General features: G+C 58.6%; 17 protein-coding genes. 8 read left to right on the forward strand and 9 right to left on the reverse strand.

Going from position 1 to position 14666, the window contains the following annotated elements; all coding sequences use genetic code 11:
- Positions 1–5: 5 nt before the first annotated feature.
- Complete coding sequence (gene ykgO / locus B3527_RS12390) at positions 6–131, reverse strand: type B 50S ribosomal protein L36 (RefSeq protein WP_011648318.1); 126 nt, start codon at positions 129–131, stop codon at positions 6–8.
- A gap of 111 nt (positions 132–242) precedes the next feature.
- Here ykgO and B3527_RS12395 point away from each other — a divergent pair, with 111 nt between their 5' ends.
- Entirely contained in the window at positions 243–1592 is a 1350-nt protein-coding gene (locus B3527_RS12395; protein ID WP_290480069.1) for a lytic murein transglycosylase, read from the forward strand.
- Here the strand turns inward: B3527_RS12395 and B3527_RS12400 are convergent, their stop codons facing one another.
- Positions 1593–2873 carry an MFS transporter gene (locus B3527_RS12400; protein ID WP_290480070.1) on the reverse strand — a complete coding sequence of 427 codons (1281 nt, stop codon included), beginning with the start codon at positions 2871–2873 and terminating at the stop codon, positions 1593–1595.
- Positions 2874–3077: 204 nt separating this feature from the next.
- Between B3527_RS12400 and B3527_RS12405 the strand changes: the two genes are divergently transcribed.
- The 4 genes from B3527_RS12405 to B3527_RS12420 are packed head-to-tail and all read left to right on the forward strand — an operon-like array spanning position 3078 to position 7862.
- A complete protein-coding gene (locus tag B3527_RS12405; protein WP_290480071.1) occupies positions 3078–5372 on the forward strand; it encodes a S8 family peptidase in 2295 nt (764 codons plus the stop codon).
- A complete protein-coding gene (locus B3527_RS12410; protein WP_290480072.1) occupies positions 5372–5938 on the forward strand; it encodes a hypothetical protein in 567 nt (188 codons plus the stop codon). The genes B3527_RS12405 and B3527_RS12410 overlap by 1 nt, the downstream gene beginning before the upstream one ends.
- Entirely contained in the window at positions 5935–6579 is a 645-nt protein-coding gene (locus B3527_RS12415; protein WP_290480073.1) for a hypothetical protein, read from the forward strand. Before B3527_RS12410 ends, B3527_RS12415 begins: the two co-directional genes overlap by 4 nt.
- The gene (locus B3527_RS12420; RefSeq protein WP_290480074.1) at positions 6579–7862 is read left to right on the forward strand and encodes a M23 family metallopeptidase; all 1284 of its coding nucleotides are present in this window, start codon (positions 6579–6581) and stop codon (positions 7860–7862) included. Before B3527_RS12415 ends, B3527_RS12420 begins: the two co-directional genes overlap by 1 nt.
- Before the next feature lie 7 nt (positions 7863–7869).
- Here B3527_RS12420 and msrB read toward each other — a convergent pair whose 3' ends face one another.
- From msrB to B3527_RS12435, 3 genes are read right to left on the reverse strand one after another with little or no spacing between them, the layout of a single operon-like run.
- On the reverse strand, positions 7870–8403 hold the full coding sequence (msrB, locus tag B3527_RS12425; RefSeq protein ID WP_290482050.1) for a peptide-methionine (R)-S-oxide reductase MsrB: 534 nt from the start codon (positions 8401–8403) through the stop codon (positions 7870–7872).
- Between the two features lie 59 nt (positions 8404–8462).
- Entirely contained in the window at positions 8463–8702 is a 240-nt protein-coding gene (locus B3527_RS12430; RefSeq protein WP_290480075.1) for a DUF2164 domain-containing protein, read from the reverse strand.
- Positions 8689–9636 (reverse strand): prephenate/arogenate dehydrogenase family protein, encoded by a 948-nt coding sequence (locus tag B3527_RS12435; protein ID WP_206991493.1) that lies wholly within the window; start codon positions 9634–9636, stop codon positions 8689–8691. Before B3527_RS12435 ends, B3527_RS12430 begins: the two co-directional genes overlap by 14 nt.
- Positions 9637–9813: 177 nt before the next feature.
- Between B3527_RS12435 and B3527_RS12440 the strand changes: the two genes are divergently transcribed.
- Positions 9814–10191, forward strand: coding sequence for a DUF983 domain-containing protein (locus B3527_RS12440; protein WP_206991494.1), 378 nt, complete (start codon positions 9814–9816; stop codon positions 10189–10191).
- Here B3527_RS12440 and B3527_RS12445 read toward each other — a convergent pair.
- The gene (locus B3527_RS12445) at positions 10188–10532 is read right to left on the reverse strand and encodes a P-II family nitrogen regulator (RefSeq protein ID WP_034814880.1); all 345 of its coding nucleotides are present in this window, start codon (positions 10530–10532) and stop codon (positions 10188–10190) included. The two genes, B3527_RS12440 and B3527_RS12445, sit on opposite strands and share 4 nt — an antisense overlap.
- A gap of 68 nt (positions 10533–10600) precedes the next feature.
- A complete protein-coding gene (locus B3527_RS12450) occupies positions 10601–11344 on the reverse strand; it encodes a class I SAM-dependent methyltransferase (RefSeq protein ID WP_290480076.1) in 744 nt (247 codons plus the stop codon).
- A 38-nt stretch (positions 11345–11382) separates the two neighbouring features.
- Between B3527_RS12450 and gloB the strand changes: the two genes are divergently transcribed.
- Both gloB and B3527_RS12460 read left to right on the forward strand, forming a co-directional pair.
- Positions 11383–12156: a hydroxyacylglutathione hydrolase gene (gene gloB / locus B3527_RS12455; protein ID WP_290480077.1), complete on the forward strand. Its 774-nt coding sequence runs from the start codon at positions 11383–11385 to the stop codon at positions 12154–12156.
- Complete coding sequence (locus B3527_RS12460) at positions 12156–12602, forward strand: cupin domain-containing protein (protein ID WP_290480078.1); 447 nt, start codon at positions 12156–12158, stop codon at positions 12600–12602. Before gloB ends, B3527_RS12460 begins: the two co-directional genes overlap by 1 nt.
- Here the strand turns inward: B3527_RS12460 and B3527_RS12465 are convergent.
- Both B3527_RS12465 and B3527_RS12470 read right to left on the reverse strand, forming a co-directional pair.
- Entirely contained in the window at positions 12599–13408 is an 810-nt protein-coding gene (locus tag B3527_RS12465) for a glycosyltransferase family 2 protein (RefSeq protein WP_290480079.1), read from the reverse strand. The genes B3527_RS12460 and B3527_RS12465 overlap by 4 nt on opposite strands.
- The gene (locus tag B3527_RS12470) at positions 13405–14652 is read right to left on the reverse strand and encodes an O-antigen ligase family protein (RefSeq protein WP_290480080.1); all 1248 of its coding nucleotides are present in this window, start codon (positions 14650–14652) and stop codon (positions 13405–13407) included. Before B3527_RS12470 ends, B3527_RS12465 begins: the two co-directional genes overlap by 4 nt.
- Positions 14653–14666 lie beyond the last annotated feature (14 nt).

Raw genomic sequence — 14666 nt, forward strand, 5'->3', positions numbered from 1 at the left:
TCACGTCAGCCCTGCTTTGCTTTGAAGCGGGGGTCAGTTTTATTGATGACGTAAACGCGGCCCTTGCGGCGCACGATCTTACAGTCGCGGTGGCGCGACTTGAGCGATTTGAGAGACGAGCGGACTTTCATGGGCCTAGCCTGTGGATCATAAGGAATTGGAAAGCGGAGCGGGTAATGAATCCGGTAAGAAGAGTCAAGGTTGCACGCTGTCATGAACGTGCGGTTTCAGGAGCTGGAAGAATGGCACAGATTGCGCTGCGGCGCTCACATATCATCGCGGCTGCGGCGATGACCGCGCTGGTTGCCTCCTGTGCCCATAGTCCGGGCCAGGCTGCGCCTCCACCGATCGCCGCGCCAGTACCCGCTCCCGAGACAGGCGCGATCACCTACGCCTCCTCCGGCCATGCCGGAATGGACATTTGGCGCGTAGCGTTCTCTGAAAAAGCACTCGCCGCTGGTCATGATCGCGAGGTCGTCAAATCTGTCCTTACCGGCATATCTCCGCTAGAACTCTGGATTGGATCGTCTTTCCAACCCGCTAAGACAGGGATCGAAGACCAAGCCGAATTCGCCAAGCCGATCTGGGATTATCTGCGCGTGCCGATGAGCAATAGCCGCATAAGCACAGGTGCTTCGCGCCTTGCTGAAAACCCGGCACTTTTCGACTCTCTTGAAGCCGCCTATGGCGTAGACCGCGAAGCCATCGTCGCGATCTGGGGCATGGAAACGAGCTTTGGTGCCGTGAAAGGCAGTTTCGACGCGCCAAACGTCCTGGCCAACATGGCTGTGGAAGGTCGACGCAAGAGCCTCGCTGAGCGTGAACTGCTCTCCCTGATCAAAATTCTCGAACAAGGCGATGCAGAGCGCGACGACCTGATCGCCGGGTGGGCCGGCGCGATGGGCCATACCCAATTCATGCCATCGACCTTCATCGCCTATGCCGAAGATTTTGACGGCGACGGCAAGAAGGATGTCTGGGAGAGTGAGGCTGATGCCCTCGCCTCGACCGCCAATTATCTGGCAAATTCCGGCTACACACTGAATCAGCCTTGGGGCATTGAAGTGCTGGCCCGCACCGGGTTCGATTTCGGACTGGCAGATGGCAATGAACGCCGGATCGAAACATGGGCAACTGAAGGCCTGGTACCTGCACGCGGCGGCACCTTCGAAACAGGCGGAGCCAATTATGCTGAACTCTGGCTGCCAGCCGGTGCGGAAGGCCCGAAATACTTGCTGTTCAACAATTTCAAGGCGTTCAAGACCTACAACAATGCCGATTCCTACGCGTTCGCCGTGGGCCTGTCCGGCGATGCGATGGGAGGCCAGAATGGGCCCATCGCGTCTTGGCCAACACATCTGTCACCTCTCACCGTTAGCGAGATCAAGATCCTTCAGGCCGCCCTCAACGCCCAGGGCTTTGACGCAGGCGGCGTGGACGGCATTCCCGGTCGCAAGACCAAGGGCGCGTTGCAAGCATTCCAAAAATCCAGGGGCCTCGTTGCGGACGGCTACCCGACAAAGCAGGCCCTGGCATTGGTCACTGGCGAAGCGAATGTTGGTGTCGCATCCAGCCCGTCCGGCACAAATTGATCAAACTGCGTCGGCTTCCTCATCCGGTTCGCCGACGCCATCCTTCAACCCGAACCGGGCATACAGGATCATGAAACTCAGCAGGCCCGCGCAGAATATGAACGGAAGATGCGGGTTCACATACTCATAGATGAACAAGCCGAAGAAGGGCGTGATGATGAAACCCATTCCATTCGCCGAGATTACGAGACCTGCGACGTTGCCTTGAAGCTGAGGTGAGACGGCCAGTGATGCCCCGCTTGAAAATCCCGGCCGCGCGAGCCCCTGCCCGAGGCCAATGCAGAACTGCGCCAGGATCAAATTTGCATAGTCATTTGCGAAGACCATCAGCAACGCCCCAGCCAGCAAAGGCAGGCAGCCTCCCCACATGAGTGTCTTGTTCTTGAGCTTGAGGCGAGGGATCAACACAAGCTGGGCCAGCAGTACGGCGAGTGCGCCAACGGTAAAGGCCGGCCCGGTAAATTGCGCCGCTTCCTTTCCGGAAACGCCCAGTTTGTCCATTACTGAAAAGACAAAAACCTGCGTCAATACACCGGTCGTCAGCGACAGGCACACGGCGAACACAAGGAAGGGCAATACCGGCCCGGATCGCCAAAGACCCCGCGCACCGGGAATTTCTTCAAACTGGGTCGCATCCGTTACCGGCTCGCGCTCTTCCGGGAGGCGGAACCAGATCAAGGCCGACATGGTAAAGGCAATAACCGCCGTCAGTAGCAAGGGGCTCAGCAGGCCAAGCGTTGCCACCAGCGCCGCGGCAAAAGCGGGGCCAATCACCGTGCCAACGCTGAAACCCGATGTGATGAACGCGATTTCGGACTGTCGCTCGGCCTGACTGGTGCGATCAGCAACATAAGCTTGCGCAGCCGGGTTCGTGCCAGAGCCCAGCAACCCAAAAATCGAACGCGACATGGCAAGGCAGGCAAACATCATGAACGTGCCGGTCAGTACGCCAGTCATGGTAAGCCAGCCGGTCAGGAACAGCAGGAGCATGGAGATGCCATATCCCACAAGTCCCAAGGCGGCGACAGGCCGCCTTCCCCAGCGGTTGGACCGACCACCCCAAAACGGCGACATCAACGACCAGCACAGCGCCGACAATCCAAAGATAGCCCCGGCCATCCAGTCCGGAAGACCAATCTCTCGCGTCAGTGGCGGCAATACGGCGGCAATCAGCATCGTATTGCCAGCCCCGATCGCCATCAATGAGAAGAACAACAGGAAGAAAGCGTTGCGCCGGTCCGGTCTGGACACGTCTGGTGGAATCGTCTGCCCCTCGCTCATTCTCATGTCATCGGCCGGTCTTCTGGAAATGTCCAGCAACAAGAAAATGGTGCCGTAAGGAAAGCCGGGCTTCCGATTTCACGTCAACAAGTGTCAGGTTGAAAAGCGTTTGCATTGGACAATGCCCCACCCTCGTCATAATCTTGCTAAAGGGTTAATCTAAGGAGCTGGGAGTATCTTGGGAAACACACGGGGATATCTCACATGCTGCGGAAACTGATATCGACGCCGGGCCGCCTCGCGCTCGGAACTGCTTTGGCCAGCCTGCTCGTGCTGTCCTCATGCGACCAGCAAGACACAAGGCTCGAACGCGCTCGTGATCTCGCCGAGGCGACTATGGACCAGTTGAGCGGTCGGACCATTGTTGAACCGGACGCTCCCAAACCGCTGGAAGCAGCTGACGTCATGGACCGAGCCATTGCCGGTACGCTGCGCAATGACATGAATTTCGAAACGGCAAGCGCGAGCCCGATGTTTGCGGTCGGATCGATCATTGCCAAGCCACGGGACATCCCCCCTGCTGAAGCCATGGCGGTCGTGGAAGACGATGAAGTCTTCCTGGAAGATCCGGAAGCCTTTGACGAATTTTCCGACGATCCGGTCGAGGCTGAAAGCGCCCCTGCTGCAGAGTCCGATGCCACCGCACCGATCACTTCTGCGCCTGCCCCGTCACGCAGCCTGTCGGTTCAGCCTGCACGCGTCATGCCCAAGGTGAAGCTCGACCCAAAAGCACGAGAAAAAACTCTGCAGGAAATTGACAAGGCATCCAGGCAACTGGAACAGACCGCCGCGAAAGAACCATCGCCAACGGCGCGCACCCGGTCCCTCAATCCCCGTTCCCTGGAATCTGCACCGGTTCAGGAAAAAGTCGCAGCGCGCAAGCTTGCGCGTCGTTCTGTTATCAGTCGTGATGCCATTACAGCGCAACGCGATGCCAATTCCGTAATGCTGGACACATTGTCGAAGTATGGAATGGGCGGCGAAGTGGCCCTGTCTCGCGAGGGGCAGATGGTCATACAGATCGGCGAGGATGGTGGCAGCCCCACTCGGTTCACGCCAGCCGGATCCCCTCGCAACACGATGCAGAATTTCCTCGCCGTCGATGCGAAACTCGAATGCCCAGACAATCCTGATATGGTCACCGTTCAGTCGAGCCCGGTGCTCGCGACAGAATGTATCGTGAAAGACCTGAAAGCGTCTGGTCAGTTCGAATATGTCGAGAAAGACTATATTTTCGAAAACCAGTTCGCTCGTAAACCACGCCCCGACACACCGGCCACCGGAACCGATGTGACCCCGGACGTCATCACCGACACAACCATCACCCCGAATGACCCGCTTTGGGAACTTCAATGGCATTTCCAGAACAATGGTACAGGCGAAGGCGAGTCCGTAGGGGGCTCAAGCTTCCAGGAATTCTGGACCCGTCAGGGCACAGATGGATCAGCAGATGTTGTCGTGGCTGTTGTAGACACCGGCCTGCAACTGGAACACCCCGACATCAAGGATTCCCCCAACATCGCACCGGGTTGGGATATGGTCTCCGATCCACGTATGGGAAATGATGGTGACGGCCGTGACGGCGATCCGAACGATCCGGGCGATCTCTGTGATCCGTCAGTCCCATTTGCAGAAGACACATTTCACGGCACACATGTGGCGGGAACGATTGGCGCAGCCGCGACCAACAATGCCTCAGGTGTCGCGGGCGGGGCGTGGAACGTCAAAATCGTTCCAGTGCGCGCGCTCGGCAAATGTGGTGGGCGTCTCTCCGACATCAATGATGCCATCCGGTGGGCAGGCGGCCTGATCCCGGCCGAGGATGAGGAAGGCAACGAGATCTGGAACGACAATCCGGCTGACGTAATCAACCTCTCCATCGGGCTGTTCGAATACTGTCCTGCATCGCTGCAGGATGCGATTGATTCGGTCACTGAGCGTGGTGTGCTGGTCGTCTCGGCAGCCGGCAATGCCCGCGTTGCGACGCAGTATTATGCGCCGGGTGGCTGCGCGAATGTGATCACAGTCGCCGCCGGCGATGCCCGGGGACATATAGCCCCCTATTCCAATTTCGGACCGGAAGTAGATCTCCTCGCCCCTGGTGGAGACCTGACACGGGACGACAATGGGGACGGTCGTCCAGATGGCGTCCTGTCCACCAAGGCTGCAACGAATTGCTATGACCCGGTCACGGGTGAAGCCGTCGAAGACTGCTTCTACGCTTTTGAACAGGGCACATCGATGGCAGCGCCGCATGTCTCAGCAGCACTTGCCCTCCTCAAGGCACGCGATCCTGACGCCACGCCGGAAGAGCTGAAAGCCACCCTGCTCGCTGCATCCAGCCCGCGATCTGCGATGCAATGCTCTGGCTCATGTGCACTCTACCCGGGCACCACTCCGATTGAGGGAAGCTCCGACATGTGCACACGTCCATGCGGTCAAGGCTTGCTCGACCTCGCCATGGTACCGGAACGGCCGACCGGCGGTGGCGGAGACTGATGCCAAAACGGCGCCCTTCTCCCGTCCATCTCGGCGGGCCGCTTGGCCTTGCAGGGGTCACCCTGCTGGCCAGCGCGGTGGGGTTGGTTATCGTGGGGAGTGATGACCGCAATAGCTCCCACTCACGGCCTGAACAGGACAGCCCCGCCACACAGGCGGCGACCGACCCACGTCCGCCAATCGGCACCGTGGGTGTAGAACAGGTCAAGCCTGCTGCCGTCAGTGGCAGCAGCTCGTCCAGTTCGAGCGGTGCGGAAGTCACCTTTATCGTCCGCCTCAAGGGGCGGTCTGAAGTTGATACGATTGCGCGCAATTTCAAACGCGATCGCGAGACCGCTGATGCCGCATATTCGGATCTCGTAGAAGACATCCCCATCCTGAAGGATTTCCGTCTCGTGGGCGCCAGCTATTCCGGCGAAATCAATCTGGTGTACCAACTGCCCGCCGGTGTCGAGGCGACACGCGGGCGAATTGAAGAAATCCGCCAACAGATATTGTCAATTGATGGCGTCGCCTATGCAGACCCTGACTTCGTAGCTCATCCCGGAGAGGACAAACGCAAATGACATCTATCCGTACCATCCTGATTGTCGGTGGGTGCGCGCTCTCGCTTACCGCATGCGACTTCTTGATTGCGAGAGACCGCGACGAACCAGCACCGATTGAAACCCAAGAGCCGGAAATTGCTCCTGTAGAAGAAGCTACGCTCGTTCCAGATCAACCTGACGGTCCGGTGATGGTCGCCAGCACTGCAACAATCGACTGGGACGCTGCACGAGCAGATCTTGCTGCCACACCCAGCGAGCAGCGCGAGACGAGTTTCCAGGTGGAATCCGGCGGCACCGCGCCGCCCGTACCGGTCTTGCTTCCAACCGGCATCGTCGTGCCACAGGGCGCCGAGAGTGGCATCCGCTTTCAACCCATGTCGGACGGCTATTTCGCTGCCTATCCCGGCATAGACTATGACATTGTCGTCAATGGCACGAATGAAGTCATTGGAGTTGATACCACCAATGCCCAAGACGATACGCCCGTCCTGACCTACACGCCAACGATGAGTGGTGCACAAGTCTCGTTCTCTCGTTATGGCGCAGACTACCTCGTGGAATTTGAATGCAAATCCATCAAGGGAGGTGAAGCCGACTGCATCACGGAGCAAGAAGCTCTCGATGTGACCAACAAGCTAGTAATTGCGGGGACGCGTTGATGAAACCAACACGATTGCTGCTGCTGGCGAGCGCAGCCCTCATGCTGTCCGCCTGCGACTTTGTCAGATTTCCGGGAGATGGCGGACCAAGTCCGACTACGCCGGATGCGGGGCCTGCTGTACCGCCCGGAGCGCCCGGACCTCCGCCGCCGTCTGCGCCGGTCGACAATCCCTATGGGGCAGACGGTGAGGACACGCCAACGGACACTGCGGGTGATGCGGAAGATACAGCCAACTCGCCCGATACGGATGATCTCGGGGACGGACCTGATCCAGTAGACGCCGACAACCCCGCTACCGATCCGATTGATGTCGACACCCCCACCGACGACATTCCCGACGTCGACACACCAGATACTGATCCCGCGACAACTCCTGAAGATGATGACGCTTCGGACCAGGACACCAACCCTGAAACGGATGCTAACACCGATACGGACACGGATACCGAAACACCGGGCGACACGCTTGATGACACAGATATTCCGGCTGAAGATATCAGTGATGATGGCGACGAGGCTGCCAGCCTGCCCGACCCTGTTGAGCCGGTCGAACCAACCTTCAGCTATTTTGAAGCCGGAGCGCTTCTGCCTGGCTCAGGCCAAGGTGCACCGGAGCAGATTGCATACGCACCTGATCTTGTATTTCCTATCGCGGATGCACCAACTTACCTACAGTCCCAAGTGTTCAGCTTTGGCGGGGGTGTCGCGGGGGGCGACCAGTGCGATTCCCGCAACTACGCCTATCCATGGCGGGACAATTTCTGCGAAGTACGCAGCGCCAATCGGACCTCTCCTTACTGCCCCCAACCCAAAGTCCACCAGGGGCAGGACATTCGGGTCGGCACACCACAGGAATGCAATACACTGCGCAGGACAGCTGCCAGTGACCGCACCCTGCACAAGGTTGTCGCGGTGTCTGATGGTGTCATCTCACACGTTGGCACTTACAGCGTGAATCTGCGCGCAGGCGGACGTATCTTCAAATACATGCACATGAACATGGACAAGCTGCAGGTAAAGGCGGGGGACCCAGTCGAGGCCGGCCAGCATATTGGGTATGTCTCGAATGATTTCGGCGGCACGCCCACAACGTTTCACCTTCATTTCGAAATCACACAAAATGATGGTGGTGCGGGCTGGGTTCACGTCCCGCCATATCTCTCGCTGGCTCAGGCTTATGAGCGTCGGGAAGGCGGTCCTGGTGAGGTAGTTGAAGCCGGAAATGTCGGTGTCGCTACCACGCCATTCGTAATCCCCGAGGGCATGGAAATCATCGAGTGATCCGGAATCAGGCCGGCTTGAAGGTCAGCGCAACGCCATTGTTGCAATACCGCAAGCCGGTGGGTTCCGGCCCATCCTCGAATACATGCCCCTGATGGCCCAGGCATTGGGCGCAGTGGTATTCCGTGCGCACATAAATCAGCTTGCGATCAGGTTTGGTTCCCATGGCGCCCGGCAAGACATCATAGAAGCTCGGCCAGCCCGTGCCGGAATCGAATTTGGTGTCCGATGAAAACAGGGCGAGGTCACACCCGGCGCAATGATAGGTACCTGTGCGGGCCTCCTTGTTCAGGTCCGATGTAAAGGGACGCTCGGTACCCTCTTCCCGCATAACGCCGTAGGCGGCCGCGCTCAAGCGCGCACGCCAGTCATCATTGGTAAGTCGGCGCCATTCGGAATCAGCATATTGCTCCTCATTATCGGCGTTTTCAGCGTCTGCTGCTTCCGATGTAGAATTGATGGAACAGGCGGCAAGGCCCAGTGAAGCGGCGCCGGACAGGAGCAGCGAGCGTCGGGAAATCGTGTGGGTCATGCGGTTCATACGCGGGACCATACCGAAAGGTTCAGTCCCGCACGACACACAAGCGCGTGAGCATCATGTCAGCCAGCTTCCTCGACCCAGACTTCACCGTCGAGATCCTCCAGCTTGCCCTGCAGGTGAGCGCGGACATCTGCGACAGCCTGATTGTAGACGGCCGGACCGAGCGTCTTCAGCATCAGGTCGACGATGTCATCTGCCCGAAAATCGCTGAGGCGCTCGTCAAATTCGGTTGCAAACAGAGTTTGCAAATGGCCACGCAACGTCGCGCGACGCTCCTCGGTCAGTTCAAGCGCCTTCATCCTCATCTCCCTTGGGCAGGTTCCGCCCGAAGTTAACTGCCCCAGAATCCTGGCCCGCATCAATGATGGCCTTGCGGATTGAACGGGCGCGATTGAACTCGTTGAAAAGCGTTTCTCCGTCGCCCCAACGGATCGCGCGTTGCAGCGCGGCAAGATCCTCGGAAAACCGGCCAAGGCACTCAAGTACGGCGTCCTTGTTGTTCAGGAAAACATCGCGCCACATGACAGGGTCGGAGGCGGCGATACGGGTGAAATCCCTGAAACCACCAGCAGAATACTTCACGACTTCGCCCTGCTCGACGGTCTCCATATCGAACGCGGTTGCAACGATGTTGAACGCAATCAGGTGTGGCAGGTGCGAAGTGATCGCGAGGACCCGGTCGTGCCGCGCTGCATCCATCGTTTCAACCGTTGCGCCAAGTTGCGTCCAGAACGCCTCCAGCGTCGATACAGCAGCGTCGTAATTGTCGTCCCCGTCTGCCAGGGGTGTCAGAATGTGCCAGGCATTCTGGAACAGGGTTGGAAAGCCCGCCTCCGGACCGGATTGCTCCGTACCGGCAATGGGGTGGCCCGGGATAATGTGCACGCGGCCATCGGCGGCGGCCGCAAGCGCTTCGGTGGCTTGGCCTTTCACTGAGCCCACATCGGTCAGGACGGCTCCTGCCTTCATCAGCGGCACAGCGTCCGCAGCAACGGCCTGCAAGGCACCGACGGGGACACAGAGGAACACGCAATCTGCCTCTGCCACAGCAGTGGCAAGATTGTCCGCGACATCCCCCAACGCAATTCCAGCGGCGCGCAGGCGCACATCTTCGCTGGAATCATAAAGGCTCACAGTCCCAGCCGCGCCGTACTGCACAGCCGCCCTCGCGATGGACGCGCCGATGAGGCCGGCGCCAATGATGGCGATCTTGTTGAAGACGGGTTCGGTCATGGTGTTCCTGCAGTCAGATTTCGCCCGTTCTGGTGCGGAATACGGCGACCAACGTCAAGGCCTTCATGCCCCTGCAACCATCTACCGCAGATGACACCAACCAAGCGGTCCTTACATAGGTATGGAAAGTGCCGGTAAAGGTCTGACCAAGCATCCGGCTCAAAGAGGTCCAGAATCATGAGCCACCCCTCCCCCATCATTTCCGGTATCCGTCAGCGATGCGGCCAGTGCGGCGAAGGCAAATTGTACAGCTCCTATCTGAAGCTCAACGAATCCTGCCCCGTTTGCGGACGTGACATGACGGCGGCCGATACTGCAGACGGCCCGGCCTTTTTCGTAGGTTTCGGTGTGCTGCTATTGCTGGCGCCGTTTCTGTTCCTGTTGCCGATGAGTCCGCTGCCCCTGGTGCCGATGGTCATTGCCTTCATCGCGCTATGTGCGGCCGTGATTGGACTATGCTTGTGGTTGTTACCGGTTGCAAAAGGCGTGTTGCTGAACCTTCAGCTCCACCATGGCGCTGAACAGGCAAGCTTCAAGTCGGAAGACCAGAACTAGCCGGACACAGCCTGTTCGTCGCGCTCACCAGTGCGAATCCGGATAATGCTGTCGAGATCGTAGATGAAGATCTTGCCGTCACCGATTGTGCCCGTATTGGCGGCCTGCGTGATGGCCTCGGCGTAGCGCTCGGCCGAAGCGTCAGGGCAGGCGACTTCCACTTTGACCTTGGGCAGGAGGCGCACTTCGTATTCCGCGCCGCGATAAACTTCGGTTTTGCCAAGCTGGCGACCATAGCCGCGCACTTCCGATACGGTCAGTCCTGTCGCGCCAGCTTCGGACAGCGCGTCAATCACCGCATCCAATCGGCTCGGTTTGAAGATGGCTGTTACGAGTTTCATGGCACGCAATCCTTTGATCTGTAATGCGAATTAGGAGTTTCTAAACTACCGAGGCGCGCGTAGCGGCGTCAATGGCTTTCGCGACCATTGCTTGTCGCAGGCCGCGCCAGACGCACTTTTTCGGTCACTGGTGCTGTAGCGCCGCCTCCAGGAGAGGCATAAAGGCGTTTCACTGCCTCCACCAACACCACGCCACCGAGCCCCGGCGCGAGCATTCGGCCCATCACTTCCCAGCCTTCGGCCGCCGAACTCACCAAAGGTGTCGCCATTGGCGGCATGTAAAGCGCACTACTGGACGCTGTGACTTGAAACAGCCCGATCGAAAGCAGATTCATGAGCTGCGCGCGTGTCCAGGGGCGGCCTTGGCCAAACGGCGTCTTGGTCGCGCGCGACCACAAGCCGGACCGGTTGGACGCCGCCAATACAATACGACCCTCTGGAGCCGTTATCCGCCAGATTTCCCGCAAATAGGCTCGCGGATTACCCGATTCCTCGATCCCATGCAGCACGATCACACGATCAAACATGCCGTCCGGAAAGGGCAGTCGAACATCGCCTATGGCGACCGCCGCATTGCCGCGACCGAACGGGTCCCATGAGACAGGTCCATGATCGAGCGGGATACCTGCCACGCTGCGCCCCGGCGCAGCACCAAAGGCCTCGAGCACCGGAATGGCGTATCCCAGACCCAGCAGAGAGAGGCCGCGCGCATCTCCCCAGAGATCCGTCAGCTTGCCGGACAGGATGCGCGTCGCTGCCTGCCCCAAAGGCGAGGCATAGAAACGTTGCAAGGTGACGGCATCCTGACGCATGAAGTGGCCTGTGCTAGTCTGGTCTGCAGGAGACGCTAATGACGAAAATCACCCTCGACATACACAAATTTCCCTGCCTGAACGATAATTACGGCTATCTGGTTCATGAACCGGTCTCAGGAAAGACTGCGGCAATCGATACGCCGGATGCCGAAAAATACCTTGCCGAGGCCGATCGTAAAGGCTGGACGGTTACGCACATCCTGAACACGCACTGGCACCCCGACCATGCGGGCGGGAACTTGCGGATCAAGGAAGTCACGGGATGCACCATTTACGGACCAGCCGGTGAAGCGGAAAAAATTCCCGGCATTGATGTGAAACTATCCGAAGGCGATATCGTCGAATTTGGGCGTACGAACGCGCGCGTGATGGATGTGCCCGGGCATACGCTAGGCCACATCGCCTATCATTTCTCAGATCAAGACGTCGCATTTGTCGGAGACGCTGTCTTTGCACTTGGTTGCGGCCGTGTTTTTGAAGGCACGATGGAGATGATGTGGAACAGCCTGTCCAAGCTGAAAGCTCTGCCGTCAGAAACCCAGCTCTACTGCGCGCATGAATACACACAGGCCAACGCAAGGTTTGCCGTCACGGTCGACCCGCAGAATAAAGCACTGACGGATTACGCGCTCTGGATTGACGAGCGTCGTGCAGAGGGCCTTCCAACTGTTCCAACGCGGTTGGACAAAGAACTTGCCACGAACCCATTCTTGCGTGCCGACGATCCTGTACTCCAGGCGGCGATGGGTCATCCCGGCAACACCGTCGAAACCTTCGCCGAAATACGTGGACGCAAGGACCGCTTCTGATGCGGGGTATTTCCGGAGATCTCGGCGCCCGAGAGATCATCCGCATGCTGGATCTGACCCCTCACCCAGAGGGAGGACACTTCCGGGAAACGTATCGCGCGCCGACATCGGACGGCAGCCGCGCCAGTTCCACGATGATCTACTATCTGCTGCAAGCTGACGAAGTCTCGGCATGGCATAGAGTAGATGCTGACGAATTCTGGCTATGGCATGCGGGCGGCCCTCTTTCCCTCACGCTATCGCCACCCGACGGCCAAGGGGCAAGTGCGGTGACGCTCGGTCCTGACCTGCGGGCTGGGCATCGCCCGCAACTTGTCGTCCCTTCGCAACACTGGCAGACAGCGGAAACGCTGGGCGCATGGACACTGGTCAGTTGTATTGTTGCCCCCGGCTTCGAATTTAGCGGGTTTGAAATGGCCCCCCATGATTGGCGTCCAACCGTCTAGCGACGAGCCTTGAGGGCGCGCACCATGACTGGTGAAATCAGCGTCACAATCAGACGCTCCAACGGGCCGTTCGCAAATTTCCTGAAATACTTCACAAGGCTGCGCGCCTTGTGCTCGACCACAGCCTCAGAGGGAACGTCCGACGTCGACCCATAATGCAACGCGCCCGCATGAGGTTGATAGACTACGCTACCGCCAGACTTCAGGACACGGCGACAAAGGTCGACATCTTCGACGTGCAGAAAATAGCCCTCGTCGAACCCTCCCATCTTGCGAAAGGCCTGACGATCCATCATGAAAAAGGCACCTGACACTGCACCAACTTCGATGGAGTTTCGGGGCGGCGGGTCATTTTCCAACGTCCACTTCCCCAACCCCATCGCACGCAAGAGCGTCAGCGTGTTGCGTCGTGCGCCTCGCTCCTCACGACCGTGGATATCAAAAATCTTGCCGCCGACCAGGACGGGTTCAGCACGCTTCTCCATTGCCGCCACAAGTCTTGCAAGCGAACCGCGGCGCAGAACCGCATCCGGATTGATGACGAGAAGCAGATTGCCGAGCGCCCCCGCCGCACCCTTGTTCACCCCGCCCCCAAAACCGGGATTCGTGCCATCACGGACGATGTGGACTTTATCTGAATTTGCCTCGAACTCATCGATCCAGGACTGTTCCTCTGGCCGATTTCCGTTGTCGACAATGATAATTTCAGAAATGTCCGGATCGGACTTCAGGGCATAGAGACATTCATGCAAGCGAGGGCCGGTATGATAGGTCACAACGATCGCCGTAATTGTCGGGAGAGTCATCCAAGCGATCCTCTCACACGGCGAGACAGAACAATCAGCGCAACGACAGCGAGCGCCAAGGTAGACCAGAAAGCTTCATTCCAGACACTATAGGAAAAACTGAACAGGCAGAACGCCGCCGCCAGCATGCCGCCAATCGCGTAGCGAATATCCGTGCGTAAATTGTGCCCAATTGGCAGTCGCCATCCGATCAGCAGAACGGCGAGTGCCGCAACAAATGCACCAACTGCGCCCGTCTCGGCCCATATCTGCAAGGCCATATTGTGCGGATGCCCCGGAACGACCGGATACCGCGCCCAGAAATCCGGCAACTGCGCCATCCATTCCGGATAGGCTGCATACGTGTCCTGCCAGGATTTTGATGCTTCGATACCATGCCCCATCAGCGGTGTCTCCTGAATCTTCCCGATCACGACTTCCCACGACCAGGCGCGAGACTGGAAAGACCCCGGCAAGTTCACACCACTTCGCTCCAGCATGTAGAGCAGCCCACTCATCAAGATCGGCGCTAGCGCAATATAGGCAGCGACAGCCGTGAACAGGCCGCGCAGGCCATACTTTGGGAAGACCCGAACAATAACGAAAGCGACGAGCATCAAAGCCGCGCCAAACATGGCGGCTGACGATCCGAGAACGCCGAAGCTGACAAGGCTGGCCAGCGCAATCATCAGTGCGAGCCCCTTCCATGCCAAGCCTGGCCGGGCCCCGACATATGCTACAAGTATAGGCAGTACGAGCGCAAAAGCGTTCGCACCCCGATCAAGGTTCTGAAAGCCTGAGGAATGATTGAGCGGATCATCCCCGTACAAGACGGGCATCACTGAAGTCGCGAAGACCGGGCTGAGCAGGATCAGCAGACCATGTATGGAGAGGCTTCCCAATATCAGGCGGGACGAGATCTGTGCGCGCCCGGGCGCAGTTCGCAATGCACCGGCTATCAAGAGCGTGGTGAAGAAAAGCGTCAATATGATGCGCAGGCCGGCGGACCGAATGGCAAAGTCGCCGCCCATCAATGTCCCACTGATGATTCCTCGCGAGACCGGAGACCAGGACTCACTCGCAACGGCCCAGACCAGAAAGGCCATGCCCGCCAGCAGGTAGTGGGCCGGACGGATACCGGGTCGTGCAACAAATAATGCAGGAATCGCAGCCAGCGCGAGCAGCAGAACGTTACCCTGCGTCCCTGCCATGGAGGTCAAAGGCCACAACAGGAAGGCCGCGGCGAGAAAAGGTGCGTAGCTCATGCCGCGCATCTTTT

Origin of the sequence: Hyphomonas sp. UBA4505 (genome assembly GCF_002388685.1) — a bacterium.
GTDB lineage: Bacteria > Pseudomonadota > Alphaproteobacteria > Caulobacterales > Hyphomonadaceae > Hyphomonas.

Coding starts and splice junctions, on each gene's coding strand:
- ykgO (WP_011648318.1), bottom strand. CDS start 131: ATGAAAGTCCGCTCGTCTCTCAAATCGCTCAAGTCGCGCCACCGCGAC.
- B3527_RS12395 (WP_290480069.1), top strand. CDS start 243: ATGGCACAGATTGCGCTGCGGCGCTCACATATCATCGCGGCTGCGGCG.
- B3527_RS12400 (WP_290480070.1), bottom strand. CDS start 2,873: ATGAGCGAGGGGCAGACGATTCCACCAGACGTGTCCAGACCGGACCGG.
- B3527_RS12405 (WP_290480071.1), top strand. CDS start 3,078: ATGCTGCGGAAACTGATATCGACGCCGGGCCGCCTCGCGCTCGGAACT.
- B3527_RS12410 (WP_290480072.1), top strand. CDS start 5,372: ATGCCAAAACGGCGCCCTTCTCCCGTCCATCTCGGCGGGCCGCTTGGC.
- B3527_RS12415 (WP_290480073.1), top strand. CDS start 5,935: ATGACATCTATCCGTACCATCCTGATTGTCGGTGGGTGCGCGCTCTCG.
- B3527_RS12420 (WP_290480074.1), top strand. CDS start 6,579: ATGAAACCAACACGATTGCTGCTGCTGGCGAGCGCAGCCCTCATGCTG.
- msrB (WP_290482050.1), bottom strand. CDS start 8,403: ATGAACCGCATGACCCACACGATTTCCCGACGCTCGCTGCTCCTGTCC.
- B3527_RS12430 (WP_290480075.1), bottom strand. CDS start 8,702: ATGAAGGCGCTTGAACTGACCGAGGAGCGTCGCGCGACGTTGCGTGGC.
- B3527_RS12435 (WP_206991493.1), bottom strand. CDS start 9,636: ATGACCGAACCCGTCTTCAACAAGATCGCCATCATTGGCGCCGGCCTC.
- B3527_RS12440 (WP_206991494.1), top strand. CDS start 9,814: ATGAGCCACCCCTCCCCCATCATTTCCGGTATCCGTCAGCGATGCGGC.
- B3527_RS12445 (WP_034814880.1), bottom strand. CDS start 10,532: ATGAAACTCGTAACAGCCATCTTCAAACCGAGCCGATTGGATGCGGTG.
- B3527_RS12450 (WP_290480076.1), bottom strand. CDS start 11,344: ATGCGTCAGGATGCCGTCACCTTGCAACGTTTCTATGCCTCGCCTTTG.
- gloB (WP_290480077.1), top strand. CDS start 11,383: ATGACGAAAATCACCCTCGACATACACAAATTTCCCTGCCTGAACGAT.
- B3527_RS12460 (WP_290480078.1), top strand. CDS start 12,156: ATGCGGGGTATTTCCGGAGATCTCGGCGCCCGAGAGATCATCCGCATG.
- B3527_RS12465 (WP_290480079.1), bottom strand. CDS start 13,408: ATGACTCTCCCGACAATTACGGCGATCGTTGTGACCTATCATACCGGC.
- B3527_RS12470 (WP_290480080.1), bottom strand. CDS start 14,652: ATGAGCTACGCACCTTTTCTCGCCGCGGCCTTCCTGTTGTGGCCTTTG.